Origin of the sequence: Gemmatirosa kalamazoonensis (assembly GCF_000522985.1) — a bacterium.
Lineage (GTDB): Bacteria > Gemmatimonadota > Gemmatimonadetes > Gemmatimonadales > Gemmatimonadaceae > Gemmatirosa > Gemmatirosa kalamazoonensis.
On record NZ_CP007130.1, the window covers coordinates 812,700 to 832,008 of the forward strand.

The window sequence follows — 19,309 nt, forward strand, 5'->3', positions numbered from 1 at the left end:
TTGTTGGTGTTCATCCTGTCCGTCCTGTCCATCCTGTCTAGAATGAAAAGCACCAGTCCTGCTCTCCTGTCCATGCCATCCGAGACCACGCTCATCCTGTCGGACGGCACGCGTGTCGTCGAGTACGCGTGGCCGGCGCACGGATCCGACGTCGGATCGCTGCTGCTGGTGCACGGGCTCGGGGAGCACGCGCGACGCTACGACCACGTCGCGGCCGCGATCACGGCGCTCGGGCTCGAGGTGCGGGCGTACGACCAGCGCGGCTACGGGCGCTCGGGTGGCGCGCGGGCGACGCTGCCGCACGCCGGCGCGCTCGTCGACGACGCGCGGTGGATGTTCGAGCGGCTGGCCGAATCGCGGCGTGCGGAGGGGGATGCACGGGCGCCGTTCGTGCTCGGGCACAGCATGGGCGGCGCGGTGGTGGCGCGCGCGGTCACCGGCGGGTGGATCGCGCCGCGCGGGATGATCCTGTCGTCGCCCGCGCTGCTGCCGCGGGTGAACGTCGCCGAGCGGTGGGCGACGTCGCTCGGCGCGCGGCTGTTCCCGGGGCTGCGCGTGCCTAACGGCGTGCCGCGCGACCGGCTGTCGCACGACCCCGCGGTGGAGCGCGCGCTCGCGAGCGATCCCGGCGTGCACGACCGCGTCACGCCGCGCGCCGTCGCGTTCATGCTCGACGCGGGGCGGCGAGCGGTCGCCGACGCGCCGCGCTGCAGGGTGCCCACGCTGCTGCAGGTCGCCGGCGACGACCGCATCGTCGATCCGGCGGCGGCCATACGATTCGCCGAGCGGCTGCCGGCGGGCGTCGGCACGCTGCGCGTGTACGACGCGCTGTACCACGAGATCTACAACGAGCGCGAGCCGGACCGCACCGCGGTGCTCGCCGACCTCGCGACGTGGCTGCGCGCGCGGCTCGCATGACGAGCATCGCCGCCGAGGCGCCGCTGCTGCGCGGCCACTGGCTGTTCGGCAACTCGCGCGACGCGCAGCGCGACCTGCTCGGCCTGTACGCGAACGCCGCGCGGCTCGGCGACGTGGTGCAGCTGCGCGCGGCGATCTCGGGGATCAAGTGGTACGCGTTCTACAGCCCGACGGCGATCGAGCGCGTGCTGCACGGCAACGGGCGCAACTACGTGAAGCCGCCGATCATCGTGCGCACGTTCACGCAGCTCACCGGGCTGTCCGTGTTCACGCTGGAGAGCGACGCGTGGCTCGCCCGCCGGCGGCTGCTCCAGCCGGCGTTCCACCGCGAGCGGCTCGGTGCGCTGGCCGGGGTCATGGAGTCGGCCACGCGCGACACGATCGAGCGGTGGGCGGCGATCGCGCGGCGCGGCGACGAGGTGGATCTCGCGGACGAGATGACGCGCGTCACGCTGCGCGTCGCGAGCGAGGCGCTGTTCGGCCGCGACCTGAGCGCGGACCTCGACGCGACGGGCGACGAGCTGCGCGTCGCGCTCGCGCACGTCGGCTACCGGATGAACCGCCTGCCCGTGCCGCTGTGGATCCCATCGCGCCGAAACCGCCGCTTCCTGCGAGCGCGCCGCGCCCTCGACGCGCTCTGCCACGCCGCGATCGCCGAGCGGCGCCGCGCGATCGCGGCGGACCGCATCGACGGAGACGGGCGCGGCGCGCTGCTCGACCTGCTGCTCGGCGCGCGCGACGCGGAGACCGGAGCGGCGCTCGACGACGCCGCGATCCGCGACGAGGTGATGACGGCGCTGCTCGCCGGCCACGAGACGACCGCCGCGGCGATGGCGTGGGCGTGGGCGCTGCTCGCCGAGCACGCCGGCGCCGCCGACCGCGTGACCGCGGAGGCCGACGCCGCGTTAGGCACGGAGGTGCCGCGCGTGGCCGACCTCGCGCGACTGCCGTACGCGCGGCGTGTGGTGGACGAGACGCTGCGCCTCTATCCGCCGGCGTGGGCGCAGCCGCGCCAGGCCGTCTCGGACGACGTCGTGGACGGTGTGCGGGTGCCCGCGGGCGCCGTGATCGCGCTCGCCTACTGGGTGACCCACCGTCGCCGCGACGTGTGGGGCGACGACGCCGACGCGTTCGACCCCGACCGGTTCTTGCCGGAGCGGTCCGCCGGCCGCTCGCGCTGGGCCTACGCGCCGTTCGGCGGAGGGCAGCGGCAGTGCATCGGGCAGCAGTTCGCGCTCATGGAGTCGCACCTGCTGATCGCGGCGCTCGGCCGGCGGTTCCGCGTGACGCTCGTGCGTGCCGAGCGGCCCGAGCCCGATGCGACGTTCACCCTGCGCCCGCGCGGCGGCGTGCGCGCGACGCTGCGCGATCTCGCGGTGGAGCCGCCGGGCGCGGTCAGCTCGGCGGGAGCGGCACCACGTCGGGCGCCAGCGAGCCGTTAGGCAGCAGCGGCATCGTCGCCGCGTGGTCGCACGACGTGCGCAGCGGGCACGCGTCGCACCTCGGCGCGGAGCGGCGGCAGGTGCGCCGGCCGTGCGTGCCGAGCAGCAGCGACAGCTCGCGCAGCAGCGGCATCGGATGCGGGCCGCTCGCGTCGACCGCCGCGCGCACCGCGCGGTAGGTGGCGTCGTACGACCGCTGCTCGCGCGCGGCGCCGAGGCGCTGCAGCACGCGAAGGCCCGCGGAGTCGAGTGCGAGTACCGGGAGCAGCCCCATGAACAGTAGGATGCGCTCGGCGCCGGGCTGCCCAATGCTCGGGAATCCCGTGAGCACGGCGAGGGCGGCGCTCGGCGACCGGGCGAACGCCGTGCGCACGGCCGTGTCGAGGTCGCCGGCGTGCTCGACGACCGCGCGCTGCGCAGCCAGGTGCAGCTTGCCGGCGAATCGGGCGGCGAGGATGCCGCGCGCGGTGATCGCGTGGAGCGCCTCGAGCGGGGTGGCGACGATCGCCTCCGGCGTGAGCCCCACGCGGTCGCGCAGCTCGCCGAACGCGATGGCGCGCGTCTCCTCGTCGGCCAGGTAGGCGACGTTCTCCCACAGCACCCACTCGAACGCGGATCGCGGGGCCGGCGCCGTAGGGCGGCCGTACATGGCGCGGAGCGTGGCGGCGAGCGGTGGTAGATCGATGCGCGCGCCCATTAGGATCCTCTCATGCCGCTACCGAACCTCGAGCTCACGACCATCACCGGCGACATCATACCGCTCGCCGACTACCGCGGCCAGGTGCTGCTGGTGGTGAACGTCGCCAGCAAGTGCGGATTCACGCCGCAGTACGAGGGGCTGGAGGCGCTGCACCGGCGCTTCCACATGCGCGGCTTCACCGTGCTCGGCTTCCCGTGCGACCAGTTCGGCCACCAGGAGCCCGGCGACGCGGACGAGATCCAGCGCTTCTGCAGTCTCACCTACGACGTCACGTTCCCGCTGTTCGCGAAGACGGACGTGAACGGGCCTAACGCGCATCCGCTATGGCGCGAGCTGAAGCGGGCGAAGCGCGGACTGCTCGGCAGCCGCGCGATCAAGTGGAACTTCACGAAGTTCCTCGTCGACCGGGACGGCACGGTGCGCGCGCGGTTCGCGCCGAATACGACGCCCGCGGAGCTGGAGCCGGAGGTCGAGGCGCTGCTCGCAGGGCGGTAGGGCCAGCAGGGGGACGCATCATTTCCATTCAGCGCGCTAAGTGACGCATGGTGACACAATGGGAATGATGCGTCTCCGTTCGTGGCGTTCGTGAAGGCGGAGCGGCTCGACGGCAACGTGGGCTACCTGAATAGCCGGCATCCGCGTCATTGCTGGCATGTGCCGTTCGGATCCGGCTTCGGCTTGTCGACGACGGGGCGGTGGTCGAGGTTGGCGAGCGTCTCCACGAAGTCGCGCACGTAGTTGCCGATGCGCGCCATGCGCGCGTACGCGATGTACTGCGGCTCGTCGCTCACCATGTGGTAGTCGCGATACCACGCGGCGGCGCTGAAGAACGCGATGGGGATGCCGTGGCGCGCGTACATGTAGTGGTCGCTGCGGCAGTACGCGTTCGTCGGGTCGCCGTCCCTGTCGAACTCGTAGTCGAACGTGAAGCCGTGCCGCGCGTTCACGCGCTCGGCCAGGTCGCCGAGCTCCGTCGAGAGGCGACGCGAGCCGATGACGACGAGCGCGTTGGGCCCGCCCGGCGGCGCGTCTTCCGGGTCGCCGCGCCCCATCTGGTCCATGTTCACCTGCGCGATGATCGAGTCGCGCGGCACCGTGGGATGGTCGCCGAAGTACTGCGCGCCGTAGAGACCCTTCTCCTCGGCGGTGTGCCACACGAACAGGATCGACCACCGCGGCCGCGCCGGCGCGCGGGCGAGCGACTCGGCGATCTCCAGCGCGAGCACGGTGCCGCTGCCGTCGTCGTCGGCGCCGTTGCTCACGGAGTCGGCGCGCGGCGGGTGCAGGCGGCGCAGGCTGTCGAGGATGGTGCGCACGCGGGCCATCTGCTCGGGCGTCGCGGCCCGCGGCGGATCGTCGGCGCCGCGCGGGCGGACGACGGCGTTGAACGCGCGGATGGAGTCGTGGTCGAGCGGCCGCGGCGTGAGCCCCACGTGGTCGTGGTGCGCGCCGACGGCGACGTACGTGTTCGCGAGCTTCGGGTCGCGCCCCGGCATCACGGCGACGACGTTACGCGCCGGCGTCTCCGTCGGCCGGTCGACGAAGCCCACGCGGCCGCTCACCGATCGTCCCCCGGCGCCGACGGCGAGCGATGCGAGCGGCGCGCCTAACAGCCGCTCCGCCGCCGCGGTGGACAGCGCGAGCGCGGTGAGCGTCACCGGCCACGGGCGTGCGCGGTCGTCGTACACGTCGCGCGCGACGCGCAGGAACGCCGGCGCGCCGTTAGGCATCGCCCCGTCGTAGACGGCCACGGCGACGCCGGCCGCGGCGCCGGCGTAGCGCGCGAGATTGTCGCGCTGCCAGAACGCCGCGAGCGGCTGGCCCGCGGCGTTCGCCGGCGCGGCGAAGATCACGAGCTTGCCGCGCGCCGCGTCGACCGGAAGCGTCTCGGCGCCGATGCGGCCGCCGTACACCGTGGCCACGTCGCGCCCATCGAACGTGCCGCCGAACGGCTGCCCGCCGAGGAACGGCTGCGAGCCGAGTCGCGGCATCGGGTAGAGGTCGCGGCCGACGCGCAGCGTGTCGGCCCCCGCGACGAGCATCCCGGTGGAATCGGGCCCGCGCACGAGCAGCGGGATGGTCTGGAAGTACGTCCCGTTCTCCCCCGCCGGACGCAGGCCGAGCCGCGCCGCCTCGCGCGCGAGGTACTCCTCGACCTTCGTGTCGCCGCGCCGCCCCGCCTCGCGGCCGAGCATCGAGTCGTCGGACACGATGTAGAGCCGCGTCATGAGATCCGCCGTGTCGATCGCGGCGGTGGTGGGGCGCGGCGCGTGTGTGCGCGGGCGCTCGGTCGGTTGGGCGCGGAGCGGAACGGCGAGCAGCGCGGAGAGCGCGAGCGCCGGGCAGAGTCGGTGGAATCGCATGCGACGGAACGTAGATGGGGCGCACGACGCGACAACCACGTCTCGTCCCTTTCCCGCACGACTCGCACGCCGCCGCGTTGTCGTCGCCCCGCGCAAGCGAGAGCGTGCGGCAACCCTGACCCCGGAGACGCGCCGATGCCGTTGCCACGCGCCACTCTCGCGCTCGCGCAGCTCGTGCTGCTCGCCGTGCCGCACGCCGCCCGCGCGCAGTCCGCGGCCACGCCGCCGATCTACACCATGATCCGACTCGCCGACTCGCTCTATCGCGCGAAGCGGTGGGATGCGGCCGCCGACGCGTACGTGCGCGCGGCGACGACCGGACGGAGCCCGCTCGCCGTGTACAACGCGGGCGCCGTGCTCGCGCGTCTGGGACGCGCCGACACGGCGCTCGTGTGGCTGCGCCGCGCCGCGGCGCTCGGCGTGTTCTCCCCCGACGCGTTCGCGGGCGACTCCGATCTCGTCGCGCTGCGCGGTGACGCGCGGTTCGCCGCGGTGCTCGACAGCGCGCGCGCGAGCTGGGAGCCGTGCGCGCGCGACGAGAACGCGCGGCGCTTCGACTTCTGGATCGGCGAGTGGAGCGTGCGCAACGCGCAGGGGCGGCCGGTGGGTCAGAGCTCCATCCAGCGCGTGAGCGGCGGCTGCGCGATCCTCGAGAACTGGACCGGCGGCACGGGCGTCGTGGGGAAGAGCCTCAACTTCTACAACCACGACACGAAGCAGTGGCAGCAGTACTGGGTGGGGCAGCAGGGCGACCAGGTGCTGTTCACGACGAGCGACTGGCACGGCCCCACGCTGACGTTCCACGCGACGACGACGGATCCGAGCGGCACGCGAGCGCTGAAGCGCTTGAGCTTCACGCCGGTCGCGCGCGACACGGTGCGGCAGTTCAGCGAGACATCGTCCGACGGCGGGCGCACGTGGTCCACGGAGTACGACTTCTACTACGCGCGGCGGCCGTGACGCGCCCTTCCGGCGTGGTGCACGACGCGCGATGTTGGCGCGCATGAAGATCTCCCCGCGGCTCCGCGCGACGCTCGTCGTGCTGGCGGTGGCGACCGCGCTCGGCCTGTTCGAGTCGCTGAAAGGAGTCGTGGCGTTCCGGCTGCGCGGCCAGCACACGACGTGGCTCGAGCAGATCGAGAGCAACATGCCGTGGTGGTACGGGTGGGCGCTGCTCACGCCGCTCGTGCTCCTCGTGCCGCGGCGCTTCCCGCTCGACGCGGTGGGCCGGCGGCGGCGCAACGCGGCGGCGCACGCGGCGGCGGCGGTGGTGCTCGCCAGCCTGCACCTGTGGATCGTCGGTGTGGGATGGTACAACCTGACGCCGGAGCTCGACGCGGTGCGCGCGCGCTACGGCATCCACACGTTCTGGCAGTTCCTCGGCAGCTGGCACCAGAGCTTCCTCGTCGCGAACACCATCACGTGCGCGACGATCATGGGCGCGTACTACGCGGTGAGCTACTACCGGCGCTTCCGCGAGACGGAGCTGCAGGCGGCGCGGCTGGAGCACCGCATGAGCGAGGCGCGACTCCACGCGCTGCGCATGGAGCTCAACCCGCACTTCCTGTTCAACACGCTGAACGCGATCGCGGGCCTGGTGCGGCGCGGCGAGCGCGATGCCGCGGTGACGGTGCTGGCGCGCCTCGGCGATCTGCTGCGCGCGACGCTCGACCGCGGGCTCGGGCCGGAGACGCCGCTTGCGCAGGAGCTGGCGATGCTGGAGACGTACCTCGACATCGAGCGCGCGCGGTTCGGCGACCGGCTCACGGTGCGGGTGCACGTCCCCTCGGAGCTCGGCGACGCGCTCGTGCCGTCGCTGCTGCTGCAGCCGGTGGTGGAGAACGCCGTGCGCCATGGCGTCGCGCAGCGCGCGGGGCCGGGCGCGGTGGACGTGCGTGCGTGGGCGGACGACGGCCGGCTCACCGTCGAGGTGCGCGACACCGGCCCCGGCATCCCGCCTAACGGATCGCTCCGCGAGGGCGTCGGCCTGTCGAACACGCGCGCCCGGCTCGCCCAGCTCCATGGCACCGCCGCCGGCCTCGCGCTCGCGAACGGCCCCGAGGGGGGAGCGGTGGCGCGGCTGTGGATGCCGTTGCGGCAAGAATGAACCGCAGAGGTTCGGGACTCGGGACTGGGGACTCGGGACTCGGGAACTGCTCCCCCACGAGTCCCGAGTCCCGAGTCCCGAGTCCCGAGTCCCGACCCTCTGCGGTTCAATTCACTGCAGGGGCCTCAACACCGCCGCGGCGAACGACCGGCTCACGCGCAGCTGCTTGCCGTCCTGCAGGATGGCGACGTAGTCGCCGCCGAACCACGGCTGCAGCTCGCGCACGCGGTCGAGGTTGACGATCGTCGACTTGTGCACGCGCGCGAAGACGCGCGGGTCGAGCTGCTCGGCGAGCGTGCGGAGGCTCACGCGCAGGCGGTGCGCGGCGCCGCGCGTGTGGAGCACGACGTAGTTGCCGTCGGCCTCGATCCAGTCCACGTCGACCGCGCGCACGAGCGACGCGCGGTCGCCACGGCGCACGACGAAGCGCGTGAGGTACGGCTCGCTCCCCGACGCGCGCCGCGCCATCTGCTCGACGAGCGCGGCGAGCCGCTGCTCGAGCGCACCGTCGCCGCGCCGCGCGCGGCCGACCGCGTCGCGCAGGCGCGCGTCGTCGAACGGCTTCAGGAGGTAGTCGAGCGCGTGCACCTCGAACGCGCGCAGCGCGTGCGCGTCGTACGCCGTGACGAACACGACGCCGGGCATGCGCGCGACGCCGACGCGGTCGATGACGTCGAAGCCGTCGAGCCCCGGCATCTGCACGTCGAGGAACACGAGGTCCGGCCGCAGCGCCTCGATCGCTTCGACCGCCGAGTCGCCGTCGCCGCACTCGCCGACGACCGTGAGGTCCGGCTCCCGCGCGAGCGCGAGGCGCACGTTGTCGCGCGCGAGCGGCTCGTCGTCGACGATGAGGACGCGCAGCGCCGAGTCCTCGGCGGCTCTCATGGCGACGCGATCCCCTCGACGACGAGCATCTCCGTGTCGGCGCTCGCCTGCCGCAGGCGCTTGGCCTCCGCGTACTCGGGCGAGTCCCACCACGCGCGCGCCTGCGCGGCGGTCGGGAACTCCAGCATCACGAACCGCGACGGCGCCCACGTGCCCTCGAGCGTCGTCGTCGCGCCGCCGCGCACGATGTACCGGCCGCCGTACACCGGAATGGAGCGCTCGGCGAGCCGTCGGTAGCGCTCGTAGGTCTCGGGGTCGCGGACGCGGATCTGGACGACGACGTAGGCGGGCATGGCCTCAAGGTCGCCGTCGTGCCGCCCGGGTTACAAGGCCGCCGTGGCGACCGACGGTCAGACGGGTCCAGCCGTGGCGGCGGGGGATGAGGCGTGACCGCCACGGTGCCTGCCGACAGAATGTGCTTGACGAATTCCCCCCCATCCGGAATGATCTGATCGCCCCCGACGCTTCGGTCCCGAACTACCGGGCGTCGGTCGCGCGTTCGTGGGCCGGTGAGGGCCGGCCCACTCGTGCACCCTCGCCATTGAGGTACCGCCCCGTGGCCCGTCTCGTTCCGCGTGTGATGCTGCTCGGCGCCGTCGCCGCCGCCGCGTGCTCCGATCCGAGCACCGCCCCCACCGACGCCTCCGGGCGACTGTCCCCCGCCGCCCCCAGCGCGCAGGGCGCGCCCAGCCCCGACGTCGTGCCCGACCGGCACATCCATCCGCCGCACGGGCCGTGGTCGAACGCCGGGAACGCGTTGTACATCGGCACCCCGATCAACGGGCGCATCTTCTACCGCGGCGGGCCGGTGCTCCAGGCCGGAACGAACGTCGTGGCGGTCTACTGGGCCAACTCGACGATCTACGTCGGCGGCCCCACGCCGGGCACCAGGGGCACCGGCGCGCAGGACGGCTCGCTCATGGGCCTCTTCCTCCGCAGCATCGGCGGCTCGCCGTACTTCAACATCAACACGTCGTACACCGACGCCTCGGGCGCGAAGATCAAGAACGTGGTGAACTACACGGGCTTCTGGGCGAACAACAACAGCGTGCCGGCGAACGGCGCGAGCGTGTCCGATGCGCAGATGATCTCGATGCTGCAGAGCGGCTTCAACGCGGGATCCATCGCGTACGACCCGAGCACGCTCTACATCATCTTCTCCGCCGGCACGGTGAACCTCGGCGGTGGCTTCGGCACGCAGTACTGCGCCTACCACACGCACGGCACCGTGACGATCAACGGCTCTGCGAAGACGGTGCTCTACTCGGCGATGCCGTACAACGCGGCGAGCTCGAGCTGCATCGCTCAGAACCAGGGCCCGAACTACGCCACCGACCCCGGCGTCGACCCCGAGGTGAGCGTCGTCGCGCACGAGACGGAGGAGACGACCACCGACATGCTCGGCAACGCCTGGTTCGACAATCGTGGGTGGGAGAACGCCGACAAGTGCGCGTGGACGTGGGGTACGACGCAGACGGCCGGGAACGGCGCCGCGTACAACCTGACGCTCGGCGGCCGGCAGTGGCTCGTGCAGCGCAACTGGATCGCCTCCAACGGCGGCTGCGCGATGAGCTACTGACCCATCGCTGCGTGCTGCGTGCTGCGTAACGGCCTGGTCCTGACGGCACTCGGCGTGGCGATTACGTCGTCGCGCATCCGCGCAGCACGCAGCACGCAGCAGCCGTCGTGTCGTCCGCTGCCGGCGGCGCGCGGCGCGACGTTCTCGTTCGGCAACGACGGAGGGAACCTCCGCCCCGCGCGCACGGACGTGTACGCCGACGGCCGCGTGTCGACCGGCACGACGCGCCTAACGCGGGCCGCCGTGGCCGCGCTCGCGCACGAGGCCCGCTCCGGCGGCTTCTGGGCGCTGCACCCGGCACCGATCACCCGTCCGCCGAGCAACCCCGACGCGGCGCGCCACTTCATCGTCGTGCGCCTGAGCTGCGGCACGCGGCGCGCGGAGTACGCCGGCGATGGCCCGCCCGCGTTCGCGGTGCTGCTCGCGCGGCTCGACTCGGCCACCGCAGCGCGCTGAGTGGCCCTTTGAATTGAACCGCAGAGGACGCAGAGGGCCGCAGAGGAGAACCCATTGCTGTTGGTTTCCTCTGCGGCCCTCTGCGTCCTCTGCGGTTCAATTCACAGGCACGAGCAACCGGGAGCCCGATGGCGGTGTCCCACCGGTGGCGGCGCCGGACCACCCGGCGCTGCGCCGACGCCCGCCTCACACGCCATGGCCGCTCTCCGCCGACTCCTCGCGTTCCTGTTCCTCGCGGCCGGTCCGCTCGCCGCACAGTCGACGCCCGAGACCGTCCGCGGCCGAGTGCTCGACGATTCGGGCAAGGTCGTCGTCGGCGCGACCATCCACGTCACGCGCGGCCCGGACCGGCTCGTCCAGCAGACCGCGACCGACTCCGGCGGCCGGTTCAGCGTGCGCTTCGACCCCGGCACCGGCGACTATCTCGTGGCGGTCGCCGCGGCCGGCTTCCGCCCGGCGCGGCGGCGCGTGCAGCGGCAGGGCACGGAGCGCGAGCTGGTCGCCGACTTCCGGCTCGGCCGCGACCTCGCGCTGCTCGCGACGGTGAAGGTGCAGGCGCAGCGCCCCGCGCGCGCGACCGCGAACGTGAGCCCTACGCAGCCCGAGACCGGCGCGTCGGAGCGGTGGAGCGACGGCGTCGAGGGCCGCGTGTCGCCGACGATGGCCGGGGACCTCGGCGCGCTCGCCAGCACGATCCCCGGGATCACGATGACGCCGAACGGACCGTCGATCCTCGGCGCGTCGAGCGAGTCGAACCTCACGACGCTGAACGGGATGGGGCTCGCGGCGAGCGCCATCCCGCGCGCCGCGCGCACCGAGACGCGCTTCACGGGCGCGACGTTCGACCCGACGCGCGGCGGCTTCTCGGGCGCCAGCATCGACGTCCGGCTCGGGCCGGGGAGCCGCTTCTACCAGCAGCGCAACGCGTACTTCACGCTCGACGCGCCCCAGCTGCAGTTCACCGACGACGTCGGCCGCTCGCTCGGCGCGTCGAGCGGCACGCTGCGCGGGAGCGTCGGCGCGGATGGAGAGCTGATCCGACAGGCGCTGACGTACAACGTCGCGGTCGACGTGTCGCGCTCGCAGTCCGATCCGGCGACGCTGCTCGGCGCCGACGAGGCCACGCTGCTGCGCGCCGGCGTGTCGCCCGACTCGGTGGCGCGGCTCATCGCGGTGGCGCAGCCGTTAGGCCTCCCGCTCTCCGGGCGCGGCATCCCCGGCGACCGCACGCGCGACGTGGTGACGTGGCTCGGCCGGCTCGACGACACGCGCGACTCGCTGAACCGCCGCTCGCTCACGAGCTACGCCGGCTTCACGCGCGAGGGCGCGGTCGGCTTCGGGCCGCTCAGCGCGCCGTCGGCGGCGGGGGAGCGGCGCGATCGCAACGCGGGGGTGCAGCTCGAGATCCGCGATCTCGTCGGCCCGGGGCGCCGCATCCTGACGCAGACGCGCGCGTCGGCGAGCGGCGTGTGGACGAAGGGCGATCCGTACGAGGCGCTCCCCGCGGCATCGGTGATGGTGCGCTCGCCGACGCTCGACGAGCGCAGCGACGTGACGTCGCTCAGCGTCGGCGGCAACCCGTTCATCGCCGGCGACGAGCGGCGGTGGAGCGCGGAGGTGGGCAACGAGACGGCGTGGAACGCGCGCGGCTCGCGCCACCGCTTCAAGGCGTCGCTGTGGGGGCGCGCCGATGGGCTGCGGCAGGATCCGGCGGGCAATCTGTTAGGCAGCTACAGCTTCGCGTCGATCGCCGATCTCGCGGCGGGGCGGCCGGCGAGCTACAGCCGCACGCTCGTGCAGCCGGCGCGCTCGGGGACCGCATGGAACGCGGCCGGCGCGATCGCACACCAGTGGGTCCCGTCGCGGTGGTTCAACCTGCTGTACGGCGCGCGGGTCGAGACCGACGGCTTCTTCGACGCGCCGCCGCGCAACGCCGCGCTCGAGCGCGCGCTCGGGGTGCGCACCGGCGCGGCGCCGACGCGCGTTCACGTGAGCCCGCGCATCGGCTTCCAGTACACCTACAACCGCGACAAGGACAACGGGAACGGCACCAACCAGTCGCAGATCGGACGTTTCTACCGCACGACGATGGGCGTCCTGCGCGGGGGCATCGGCGAGTTTCGCGACCTGCTGCGTCCCGGCATCCTCGCAGACGCGTCGGCGGGCGCGGGGCTCGCCGGAAGCACCGAGGTGCTGTCGTGCGTCGGCGCCGCCGTGCCGCTGCCCGACTGGACGCGCTTCGCCGCCGATCCGACGTCGATCCCGACCGGCTGCGTCGGCGGCGGCGGCGTGCTTGCCGAGCGCGCGCCGTCGGTGACGCTGATCGATCCGTCGTACGACGTGCCGCGCAGCTGGCGCGCCTCGCTCGACTGGAACAGCGACTGGCACCGGATCATGCTGCGCGCGAGCGCGCTCGCGTCGTACGATCTGTCGCAGCCCGGCAGCGTGGACGCGAACTTCGCCGGCAACACGCGCTTCACGTTAGGCGCCGAGGGCGGCCGCCCGGTGTACGTGTCGACGGCGGCGATCGATCCGGCCAGCGGCGCGGTCTCGGCCGCGGAGGCGCGCCGGTCGAGCGAGTTCGGGCGCGTCGGCGTGCGGACGAGCGATCTGCGCGGCTACGGCGGCCAGCTCACGTTCATGGTGCAGCCGGACGTGTTCAAGATGCGGCGCATGCCGGGTGGGCTGTTCGCGTCGCTCGCCTACACGGTGCAGGCGACGCGGCGCGAGTACCGCGGCTTCGATGGCGCCGGGTTCGGCGATCCGCGCGTGCGCGAGTGGGCGGCAGGGCCGAACGACGCGCGGCACGTCTTCCTGCTGCAGGCCGGCGTGACGCCGCCGAAGGTGGGGACGTTCACGCTGTTCGCGCGCGCGCAGTCGGGGCTTCCGTTCACGCCGATCGTGCAGGGCGACGTGAACGGCGACGGGCGCGGCGGCGATCGCGCATTCGTGCCGCAGCCGTTGAACACGGCGCTCGCCGACCCGAACCCCGCCGACCCGACGCCGGCGCAGCTGGCCGCGCTCCTCGCGAACGGCTCGGCGACGGCGCGCGACTGCGTGCTCGCGTACGCGGGGCGCGTCGCCGACCGCAACGGCTGCCGCGGGCCGTGGACGCAGTCGCTGAACCTGCAGTGGCGGCCGCGCTTGCCGAAGAAGATGAACCGGCTCACGGCGTCGGTCTACATGCAGAACGTGCTCGGCGGGATCGACCAGGCGCTGCACGGATCGTCCGGGCTGCGCGGGTGGGGCTCGTCGGCGCAGCCGGATCCCGTGCTGCTCGTGCCGCGCGGCTTCGATGCGCAGGCGCAGCGCTTCCGCTACGACGTGAACCCGCGCTTCGGCGACACCCGCGGCGCGCGCACGCTCGTGCGCGACCCGTTCCGCGTGACGATCGACTTCTCGCTGCGGCTGACGACGGACTACGACCTGCAGGAGCTGCGTCGCGCGCTGGAGCCGGTGAAGGTGTCCGGCGCGTGGCAGCGCCGCACCGCGGACTCGCTCGTCGCGTTCTACCTGCAGAACACGTCGAACATCCACGCCGCGGTGCTCTCGGAGAGCGACTCGCTGTTCCTCACCGCGACGCAGATCGCCGCGCTGCGCAAGGCCGACTCGGCGTTCTCGGCGCAGGTGCGGGCGCTGTTCATCCCGTTAGGCGACTACCTGGCGCGCGTCGGCGACGCGGGCGCGGGCAAGGCGACGCTCGACTCGGTGCAGAAGGTGCGCAAGGAATACTGGAAGGTGTTCTGGCAGCAGCCCGAGATCGCCGCCGAGCCGCTGACGCCGACGCAGATCTCGCTCTTCCCGCTCCTCGCGAACATCCTGCAGACGCCGAAGAAGGAGCGCGAGCACAGCCAGTGGCAGTTCGGAAATCCGGTGAAGTTCGTGCCGACGGAGCGGGCGGCGTCGCGAACGGACAAGTGAACGGGCGATTTAGGGCGGGACGTCTACGGCGGGACGTCTACGGCGGGACGTCTACGGCGGGACGATCCACGGCGGGATCGCGGCGCGTTCGGAGGGAGGCGGTCGGCGTCGGATTGGTACCGCAGCGCGGCGGCGGTCGTGGAACTATGGGCGAAGGGGGGGGAGCCCCCCCTGGTAACTACGATCCCGCGCCCAGTCCCGCGGTTGATCGTCCCGCAGTAAGGCGTCCCGCCGTAGATCGTCCCGCGGTGAATCGTCCCGCAGTGAATCGTCCCGCAGTGAATCGTCCCGCATCACGCCGTCCCGCCGTCAGTCGTCCGGCCCACTCGTCCCGCTAGCGGCCCCGGACGTCCCGCCCGGGTTCCGGTCCGCGCGACGCGGGTCTAACCTAGGCCATGCGCGATGCCCCTCCGCCGCCGCTCGCGTCGGGCACCGCGGGGCGAGTGGTGTACGTGCTCGTCGCCGCGGTGCTCGCGCTGTCGAGCGCCGCGCCGTTCGTGCGGCTCGGCCACGGCGCGCCGAGCGTCGGTGCGGGAGACGTCGCGGCGGCGCTCGTATACCTCGCGACGTGGGCGCCGTTCGCGGTCGTCGTGACCGCCTTCGCGCGCAGCGCGCTCGCGTCGCGCGCGTGGATCGCGCTCGCCGGGCACGCGCTCATGCTGCTCGCGTTCCCCGCGCTGCACGCGATCGCGTTCGTCGCCGCGACCGACGCATGGCACGGCGACGGGGTGCACCTCGCGCGCGCGGCGTCGGACCTGCGCGTCCAGGTGCTCGCGCTGTTGGGCACCCTGCAGTACCTCGTGGTCGCCGCGGCGCTGACGGCGGCGGTCGCCGGACGCTCGGCCGAGCGCAGTCTGCGCCGCGCGGTGGACCTCGAGCTCGCGCGCGAGCGGCTCGCCGCCGAGCTGGCGCGGGCCCGCGTGGACGCGCTGCGCGCGCAGCTCCAGCCGCACTTCCTGTTCAACACGCTGAACTCCATCGCCGTGCTCGCGACCACCGACGCGCCGCGCGCGCGCACGATGGTGCGGCGGCTGAGCGAGCTGCTGCGCGCCGTGCTCGCCGAAGACGAGCGACCCACCGTGCCGCTCGGCCGCGAGATAGATCTGCTGCGCGCCTACGTCGAGATCCAGCGCGTGCGCTTCGGCGAGCGCGTGCGCGTGTCGATCGACGCCGAGCCGGGCGCGCTCGACGTGCCCGTGCCGACGCTCATCTTGCAGCCGCTGCTCGAGAACGCGATCCGCCACGCCGTGGGCGACCGCGAGGAGGGCGGCAGCGTGGCGGTGAGCGCGCGCGTGGCCGGCGAGCGGCTGGAGCTCGCGGTGACCGACGACGGGCCGGGCGAGGCGGCGGCGACGGCACCCGACGGTGCGCGTGGTGTGGGGCTCGCCAACACGCGCGGCCGGCTGCAGGCGCTCTACGGCGCGGCGCACACGTTCGCCGTCGGCGCGGCAGCGGGCGGCGGATGGTCGGTGCGCATCGCGGTGCCCGTCGCCGGCCCACGGGCCTCGGCTGCGTGACGGAGGGGGCGCGCGGACTCGACGTGCTGATCGTGGACGACGAGCCGCTCGCGCGGCGCGGCGTGCGCGAGCTGGTGGCGGAGCGGCCCAACGTGTCGACCGTGCGCGAGGCACCCGGCGGCGCCGACGCGGTGCGCATGATCCACGAGCAGCGACCCGACGTCGTGTTCCTCGACGTGCAGATGCCGCGCATCGACGGCTTCGGCGTGATCGAGGCGGTCGGCGCCGCGGCGATGCCGCCGGTGGTCTTCGTCACCGCGTACGACGCGCACGCGCTGCGGGCGTTCGAAGTGCACGCGGTGGACTATCTGCTGAAGCCGGTGGATCCGGAGCGCTTCCGCGACGCGTTCGACCGTGCCGCGCGCGCCGCCGCGCACGACGACCTCGCGGCGCTCCGTGCGGCGCTCGCCGCCGTCGTGCCGCTCGTCCGCCGCGCACGTGCCGAGGTGCCTAACGAGGTGTCGGAGCCGCGCCGGCTCGCCGTGCACGCGGGCGGACGCGTCGTGTTCGTCGCGCCGCACGAGGTGGCGTGGGTCGAGGCGCTCGGCAACTACGTGAACCTCCACGTGCGGGGCGGCGCGCTGCGGCACCGCGCGACGATGGAGGAGATGGAGGCTCTGTTAGGCACCGGCTTCGTGCGCATCCGCCGCTCCGCGCTCGTGCGCGCCGACGCCGTGCGCTGGTGCGAGCCGATGGGGAAGGGGAGCTGGGTGCTCGTGCTGCACGACGGCACGCGGCTGACGTCGAGCCGGTACTTCAGGGATCGGTTGGATGCGTTGCTCGGCGCAGGATGAACAACCGCGTCTCAGGCGGTGTCGCGGAGCACGCGGAGAAGACCAACACGAGTGTGTTGCAGTTCTCCGCGTTCTCCGCGCCTCCGCGTGAGATCCACCGCATGGGCCCATCCGTCACGCCCCCGACGCCGGATGTCCCGCGCTCGTAGTGTGTGACGATGGCCCGCTTCACCGTGCGCTCGTGAGTACGACCGCCACCCGAGCCACCGACACGATGAAGCGCATCTCCGCCCATGCCGCCGCCGCGCTGCTTGCGATTCCCGCCGCGGCGCAGAAGCCGCAGGCCCCGCGACCGTTAGGCCCGGTCGAGCGCACGGCGGCCGAGTCGTTCGGGTCGCTCATGAGCGTGCGCGAGCTCGCCGACGGCCGCGTGCTCCTGAACGACGTCGCGCGGCGGCGCGTGCTGCTGCTCGACCCCGACCTCGCGCGCTCCACCGTCGTCGCCGACACGTCGAGCGCGACGGGGAACGCGTACGCCGGACATCGCGGCAACCTCCTCCCGTTCCGCGGCGACTCGACGCTGTTCGTCGACCCGTCGTCGCTCACCATGCAGCTCATCACGCCGCAGGGAACGCTCGGCCGCGTGCTCTCCGTGCCGCGCGCCGGCGAGGCGGGGGCGCTCGTGAGCATCGGCGGCGGCGTGCCGGCGTTCGACGGGCGCGGGCGGCTCGTCTACCGTACGACCCCACCGCCCCGCATGGTGCCCGCGGCGAAGGGCTCGAAGGTCGAGATCCCCGAGTTCCCCGACTCCGCGCCGATCGTGCGCGTCGATCTCGCGACACGGCGCGTCGACACCGTCGCGCGCGTACGCATCCCGCGGCTCCGCGTGCGCGTCGACGCCGACGACGAGGGGCACCTGCGGTCGATCACGCCGCTCGTGCATCCGCTGCCGGCGACCGACGACTGGGCGGTGACGAGCGACGGGCGCGTCGCCGTCGTGCGCGGCGCCGACTACCACGTCGACTGGTACGCCGCCGACGGTGCGCGGACGTCGACGCCGAAGGTGCCGTTCGACTGGCAGCGGCTCGACGACGCAGGGAAGGTGGCGTACCTCGACTCCACGCGCGCGCGGCGATGGAGCGGTCGCGCGCCGCGTTCAAGGCGCTCGCCGCGCCCGACGCGTCGCCGGCGATGGCCGACAGCGCGCGCCGCGTCATCGATGCCAGCCCGTTCGCCGCGCTGTTCGAGGTGCAGATCCCGATTCCCGACGGCATGGGTCCGTCGTCGCCCGCCCCGCGTCAACGTCCCGCCGCACCGCCGCCGGGCGCCATGGGGCGTGACGAGGGCCCGTCGCTGCCCGTGCTCGCGTTCGTGGAGCCGGCCGAGCTGCCCGACTACAAGCCCGCGTTCGCGGCCGGCGCCGTGCGCGCGGACGCCGACGGCAACCTGTGGGTTCGCGAGATCCCGACGCACCCGTACCCCGGCCCGGTCTACGCCGTGATCGACGGCGCGGGCAGGCTGGCCGATCGCGTGCTCCTCCCGCGCGGCACCGCGATCGCCGGCTTCGGCCCGCGCGGCGTCGTGTACCTCGGCATGCGCGACGGCGACGCGGTGCGGCTGATGCGCGCGAGGCGGTGAGCGCGGATCTCACGCGACTGGCTTTGCTGTGTGAATGAACCGCAGAGGACGCAGAGGGCCGCAGAGGAGAACCCATTGCTGTTGGTTTCCTCCGCGGCCCTCTGCGTCCTCTGCGGTTCAATTCAAAGCGGTCGTCCGATGTCGTTACCGGCTCACGACTCTCCGAGGAACCGCGCGTGGAACTGCTCCCGGAACGTGCGCGACAGCCGCAGCTTCGTGCCGTCCTTCAGCACCACCACCGCGTCGCCGCCGAACCACGGCTGCACCTCGTGCACGCGCGCCAGGTTCACGAGGTAGCGGCGGTGGATGCGCGCGAACTGGCGGCCGTCGAGCTGCGTCTCGAGGTGCTGCGACGTCTGCCGCACGAGATAGCTCTGCCGCCCCACGTGCACGCGCACGTAGTTCCCCTCGCTCTCGAACCAGTCGATCTCGTCGAGCCGCACGATGCGGAGCGCGCCGTCCACGCGCACCGCGATGTGGTCCGACGCCGCCGACCGCTCGGGGCGCGGCTCCGCGCGCGGCTCGACGCGCGCTTCCGGATGCAGGTCCGGGTTCGGTGCGTTCAGCGCGGCGCCGCTCGACGCCGCGCCCTGCACGAGCTCCGCCGCGACGCTGCGGATCAGCGCGCGCAGCCGCTCGTCGTCCTCGACCGGCGCGGTGCCGGCGCCGGCGAGCGTGCGCAGTCGCTGGCGCGCGCGGTCGAGCGCCGTGCGGAAGCGCGCCTGGTCGTACGGCTTCAGCAGGTAGTCGACCGCGTGCACCTCGAACGCGCGCACGGCGTACGCGTCGTACGCGGTCACGAACACCACCGTCGGCATGCGCTCCGGGCCCACGGCCTCGATCACCTGGAAGCCGTTCAGGTCGGGCATCTGCACGTCGAGGAACACGAGGTCGGGCGACTCCTCCTTGATCCGCTCGACCGCCTCGCGTCCCCCGGCGCACTGCGCGACGACGCGCAGGTCGGGCTCCTCGCCTAACAGCCGCGCGAGCCGGCGGCGCGGCACGGGCTCGTCCTCCGCGATGAGGACGGTGATCGGAGTGTTCGGCAT

At 73.3% G+C, this 19,309-nt stretch carries 17 protein-coding genes; 11 read left to right on the plus strand and 6 right to left on the minus strand.

The genetic code is table 11. The features are described from left to right. Positions 1 to 72: 72 nt before the first annotated feature. Together J421_RS31070 and J421_RS31075 are read left to right on the plus strand one after the other, a co-directional pair. The gene (locus J421_RS31070) at positions 73 to 918 is read left to right on the plus strand and encodes an alpha/beta hydrolase (RefSeq protein WP_158509006.1); all 846 of its coding nucleotides are present in this window, start codon (positions 73 to 75) and stop codon (positions 916 to 918) included. Beyond that, positions 915 to 2,360: a cytochrome P450 gene (locus tag J421_RS31075; protein ID WP_025415033.1), complete on the plus strand. Its 1,446-nt coding sequence runs from the start codon at positions 915 to 917 to the stop codon at positions 2,358 to 2,360. The genes J421_RS31070 and J421_RS31075 overlap by 4 nt, the downstream gene beginning before the upstream one ends. Here the strand turns inward: J421_RS31075 and J421_RS31080 are convergent. Continuing rightward, positions 2,314 to 3,057, minus strand: coding sequence for an endonuclease III domain-containing protein (locus J421_RS31080; protein ID WP_025415034.1), 744 nt, complete (start codon positions 3,055 to 3,057; stop codon positions 2,314 to 2,316). The genes J421_RS31075 and J421_RS31080 overlap by 47 nt on opposite strands. Before the next feature lie 12 nt (positions 3,058 to 3,069). Between J421_RS31080 and J421_RS31085 the strand changes: the two genes are divergently transcribed. Then, entirely contained in the window at positions 3,070 to 3,555 is a 486-nt protein-coding gene (locus tag J421_RS31085; protein WP_025415035.1) for a glutathione peroxidase, read from the plus strand. A 146-nt stretch (positions 3,556 to 3,701) separates the two neighbouring features. Here J421_RS31085 and J421_RS33335 read toward each other — a convergent pair whose 3' ends face one another. Then, the gene (locus J421_RS33335; RefSeq protein ID WP_025415036.1) at positions 3,702 to 5,423 is read right to left on the minus strand and encodes a M28 family peptidase; all 1,722 of its coding nucleotides are present in this window, start codon (positions 5,421 to 5,423) and stop codon (positions 3,702 to 3,704) included. 135 nt (positions 5,424 to 5,558) lie between these two features. Here J421_RS33335 and J421_RS33340 point away from each other — a divergent pair, with 135 nt between their 5' ends. After that, positions 5,559 to 6,383, plus strand: a complete 825-nt coding sequence (locus tag J421_RS33340) for a TPR end-of-group domain-containing protein (protein WP_025415037.1) — start codon at positions 5,559 to 5,561, stop codon at positions 6,381 to 6,383. 43 nt (positions 6,384 to 6,426) lie between these two features. After that, positions 6,427 to 7,530: a sensor histidine kinase gene (locus J421_RS31095; protein ID WP_025415038.1), complete on the plus strand. Its 1,104-nt coding sequence runs from the start codon at positions 6,427 to 6,429 to the stop codon at positions 7,528 to 7,530. A 111-nt stretch (positions 7,531 to 7,641) separates the two neighbouring features. Here the strand turns inward: J421_RS31095 and J421_RS31105 are convergent, their stop codons facing one another. Together J421_RS31105 and J421_RS31110 are read right to left on the minus strand one after the other, a co-directional pair. Further along, positions 7,642 to 8,415, minus strand: coding sequence for a LytR/AlgR family response regulator transcription factor (locus tag J421_RS31105; protein ID WP_025415039.1), 774 nt, complete (start codon positions 8,413 to 8,415; stop codon positions 7,642 to 7,644). Further along, positions 8,412 to 8,708: a DUF1330 domain-containing protein gene (locus tag J421_RS31110; protein ID WP_025415040.1), complete on the minus strand. Its 297-nt coding sequence runs from the start codon at positions 8,706 to 8,708 to the stop codon at positions 8,412 to 8,414. The genes J421_RS31105 and J421_RS31110 overlap by 4 nt, the downstream gene beginning before the upstream one ends. A gap of 263 nt (positions 8,709 to 8,971) precedes the next feature. On the opposite strand from J421_RS31110, the gene J421_RS31115 reads away from it, so the two are divergent. From J421_RS31115 to J421_RS31135, 5 genes are all read left to right on the plus strand, one after another. Further along, positions 8,972 to 9,994, plus strand: coding sequence for a hypothetical protein (locus J421_RS31115; protein WP_148306656.1), 1,023 nt, complete (start codon positions 8,972 to 8,974; stop codon positions 9,992 to 9,994). Between the two features lie 54 nt (positions 9,995 to 10,048). Next, entirely contained in the window at positions 10,049 to 10,450 is a 402-nt protein-coding gene (locus J421_RS31120) for a hypothetical protein (protein WP_158509007.1), read from the plus strand. 195 nt (positions 10,451 to 10,645) lie between these two features. Beyond that, the gene (locus tag J421_RS31125; protein ID WP_025415043.1) at positions 10,646 to 14,371 is read left to right on the plus strand and encodes a carboxypeptidase-like regulatory domain-containing protein; all 3,726 of its coding nucleotides are present in this window, start codon (positions 10,646 to 10,648) and stop codon (positions 14,369 to 14,371) included. Positions 14,372 to 14,766: 395 nt separating this feature from the next. Then, a complete protein-coding gene (locus tag J421_RS31130) occupies positions 14,767 to 15,888 on the plus strand; it encodes a sensor histidine kinase (protein ID WP_025415044.1) in 1,122 nt (373 codons plus the stop codon). A gap of 23 nt (positions 15,889 to 15,911) precedes the next feature. Then, on the plus strand, positions 15,912 to 16,682 hold the full coding sequence (locus J421_RS31135) for a LytR/AlgR family response regulator transcription factor (protein ID WP_158509008.1): 771 nt from the start codon (positions 15,912 to 15,914) through the stop codon (positions 16,680 to 16,682). Positions 16,683 to 16,850: 168 nt separating this feature from the next. Here J421_RS31135 and J421_RS32455 read toward each other — a convergent pair whose 3' ends face one another. Next, positions 16,851 to 17,312 carry a hypothetical protein gene (locus J421_RS32455; RefSeq protein WP_148306657.1) on the minus strand — a complete coding sequence of 154 codons (462 nt, stop codon included), beginning with the start codon at positions 17,310 to 17,312 and terminating at the stop codon, positions 16,851 to 16,853. 444 nt (positions 17,313 to 17,756) lie between these two features. On the opposite strand from J421_RS32455, the gene J421_RS32460 reads away from it, so the two are divergent. After that, the gene (locus J421_RS32460) at positions 17,757 to 18,260 is read left to right on the plus strand and encodes a hypothetical protein (protein WP_148306658.1); all 504 of its coding nucleotides are present in this window, start codon (positions 17,757 to 17,759) and stop codon (positions 18,258 to 18,260) included. Between the two features lie 152 nt (positions 18,261 to 18,412). On the opposite strand, the gene J421_RS31145 is transcribed toward J421_RS32460, so the two are convergent. After that, positions 18,413 to 19,309: a LytR/AlgR family response regulator transcription factor gene (locus J421_RS31145; protein WP_158509009.1), complete on the minus strand. Its 897-nt coding sequence runs from the start codon at positions 19,307 to 19,309 to the stop codon at positions 18,413 to 18,415.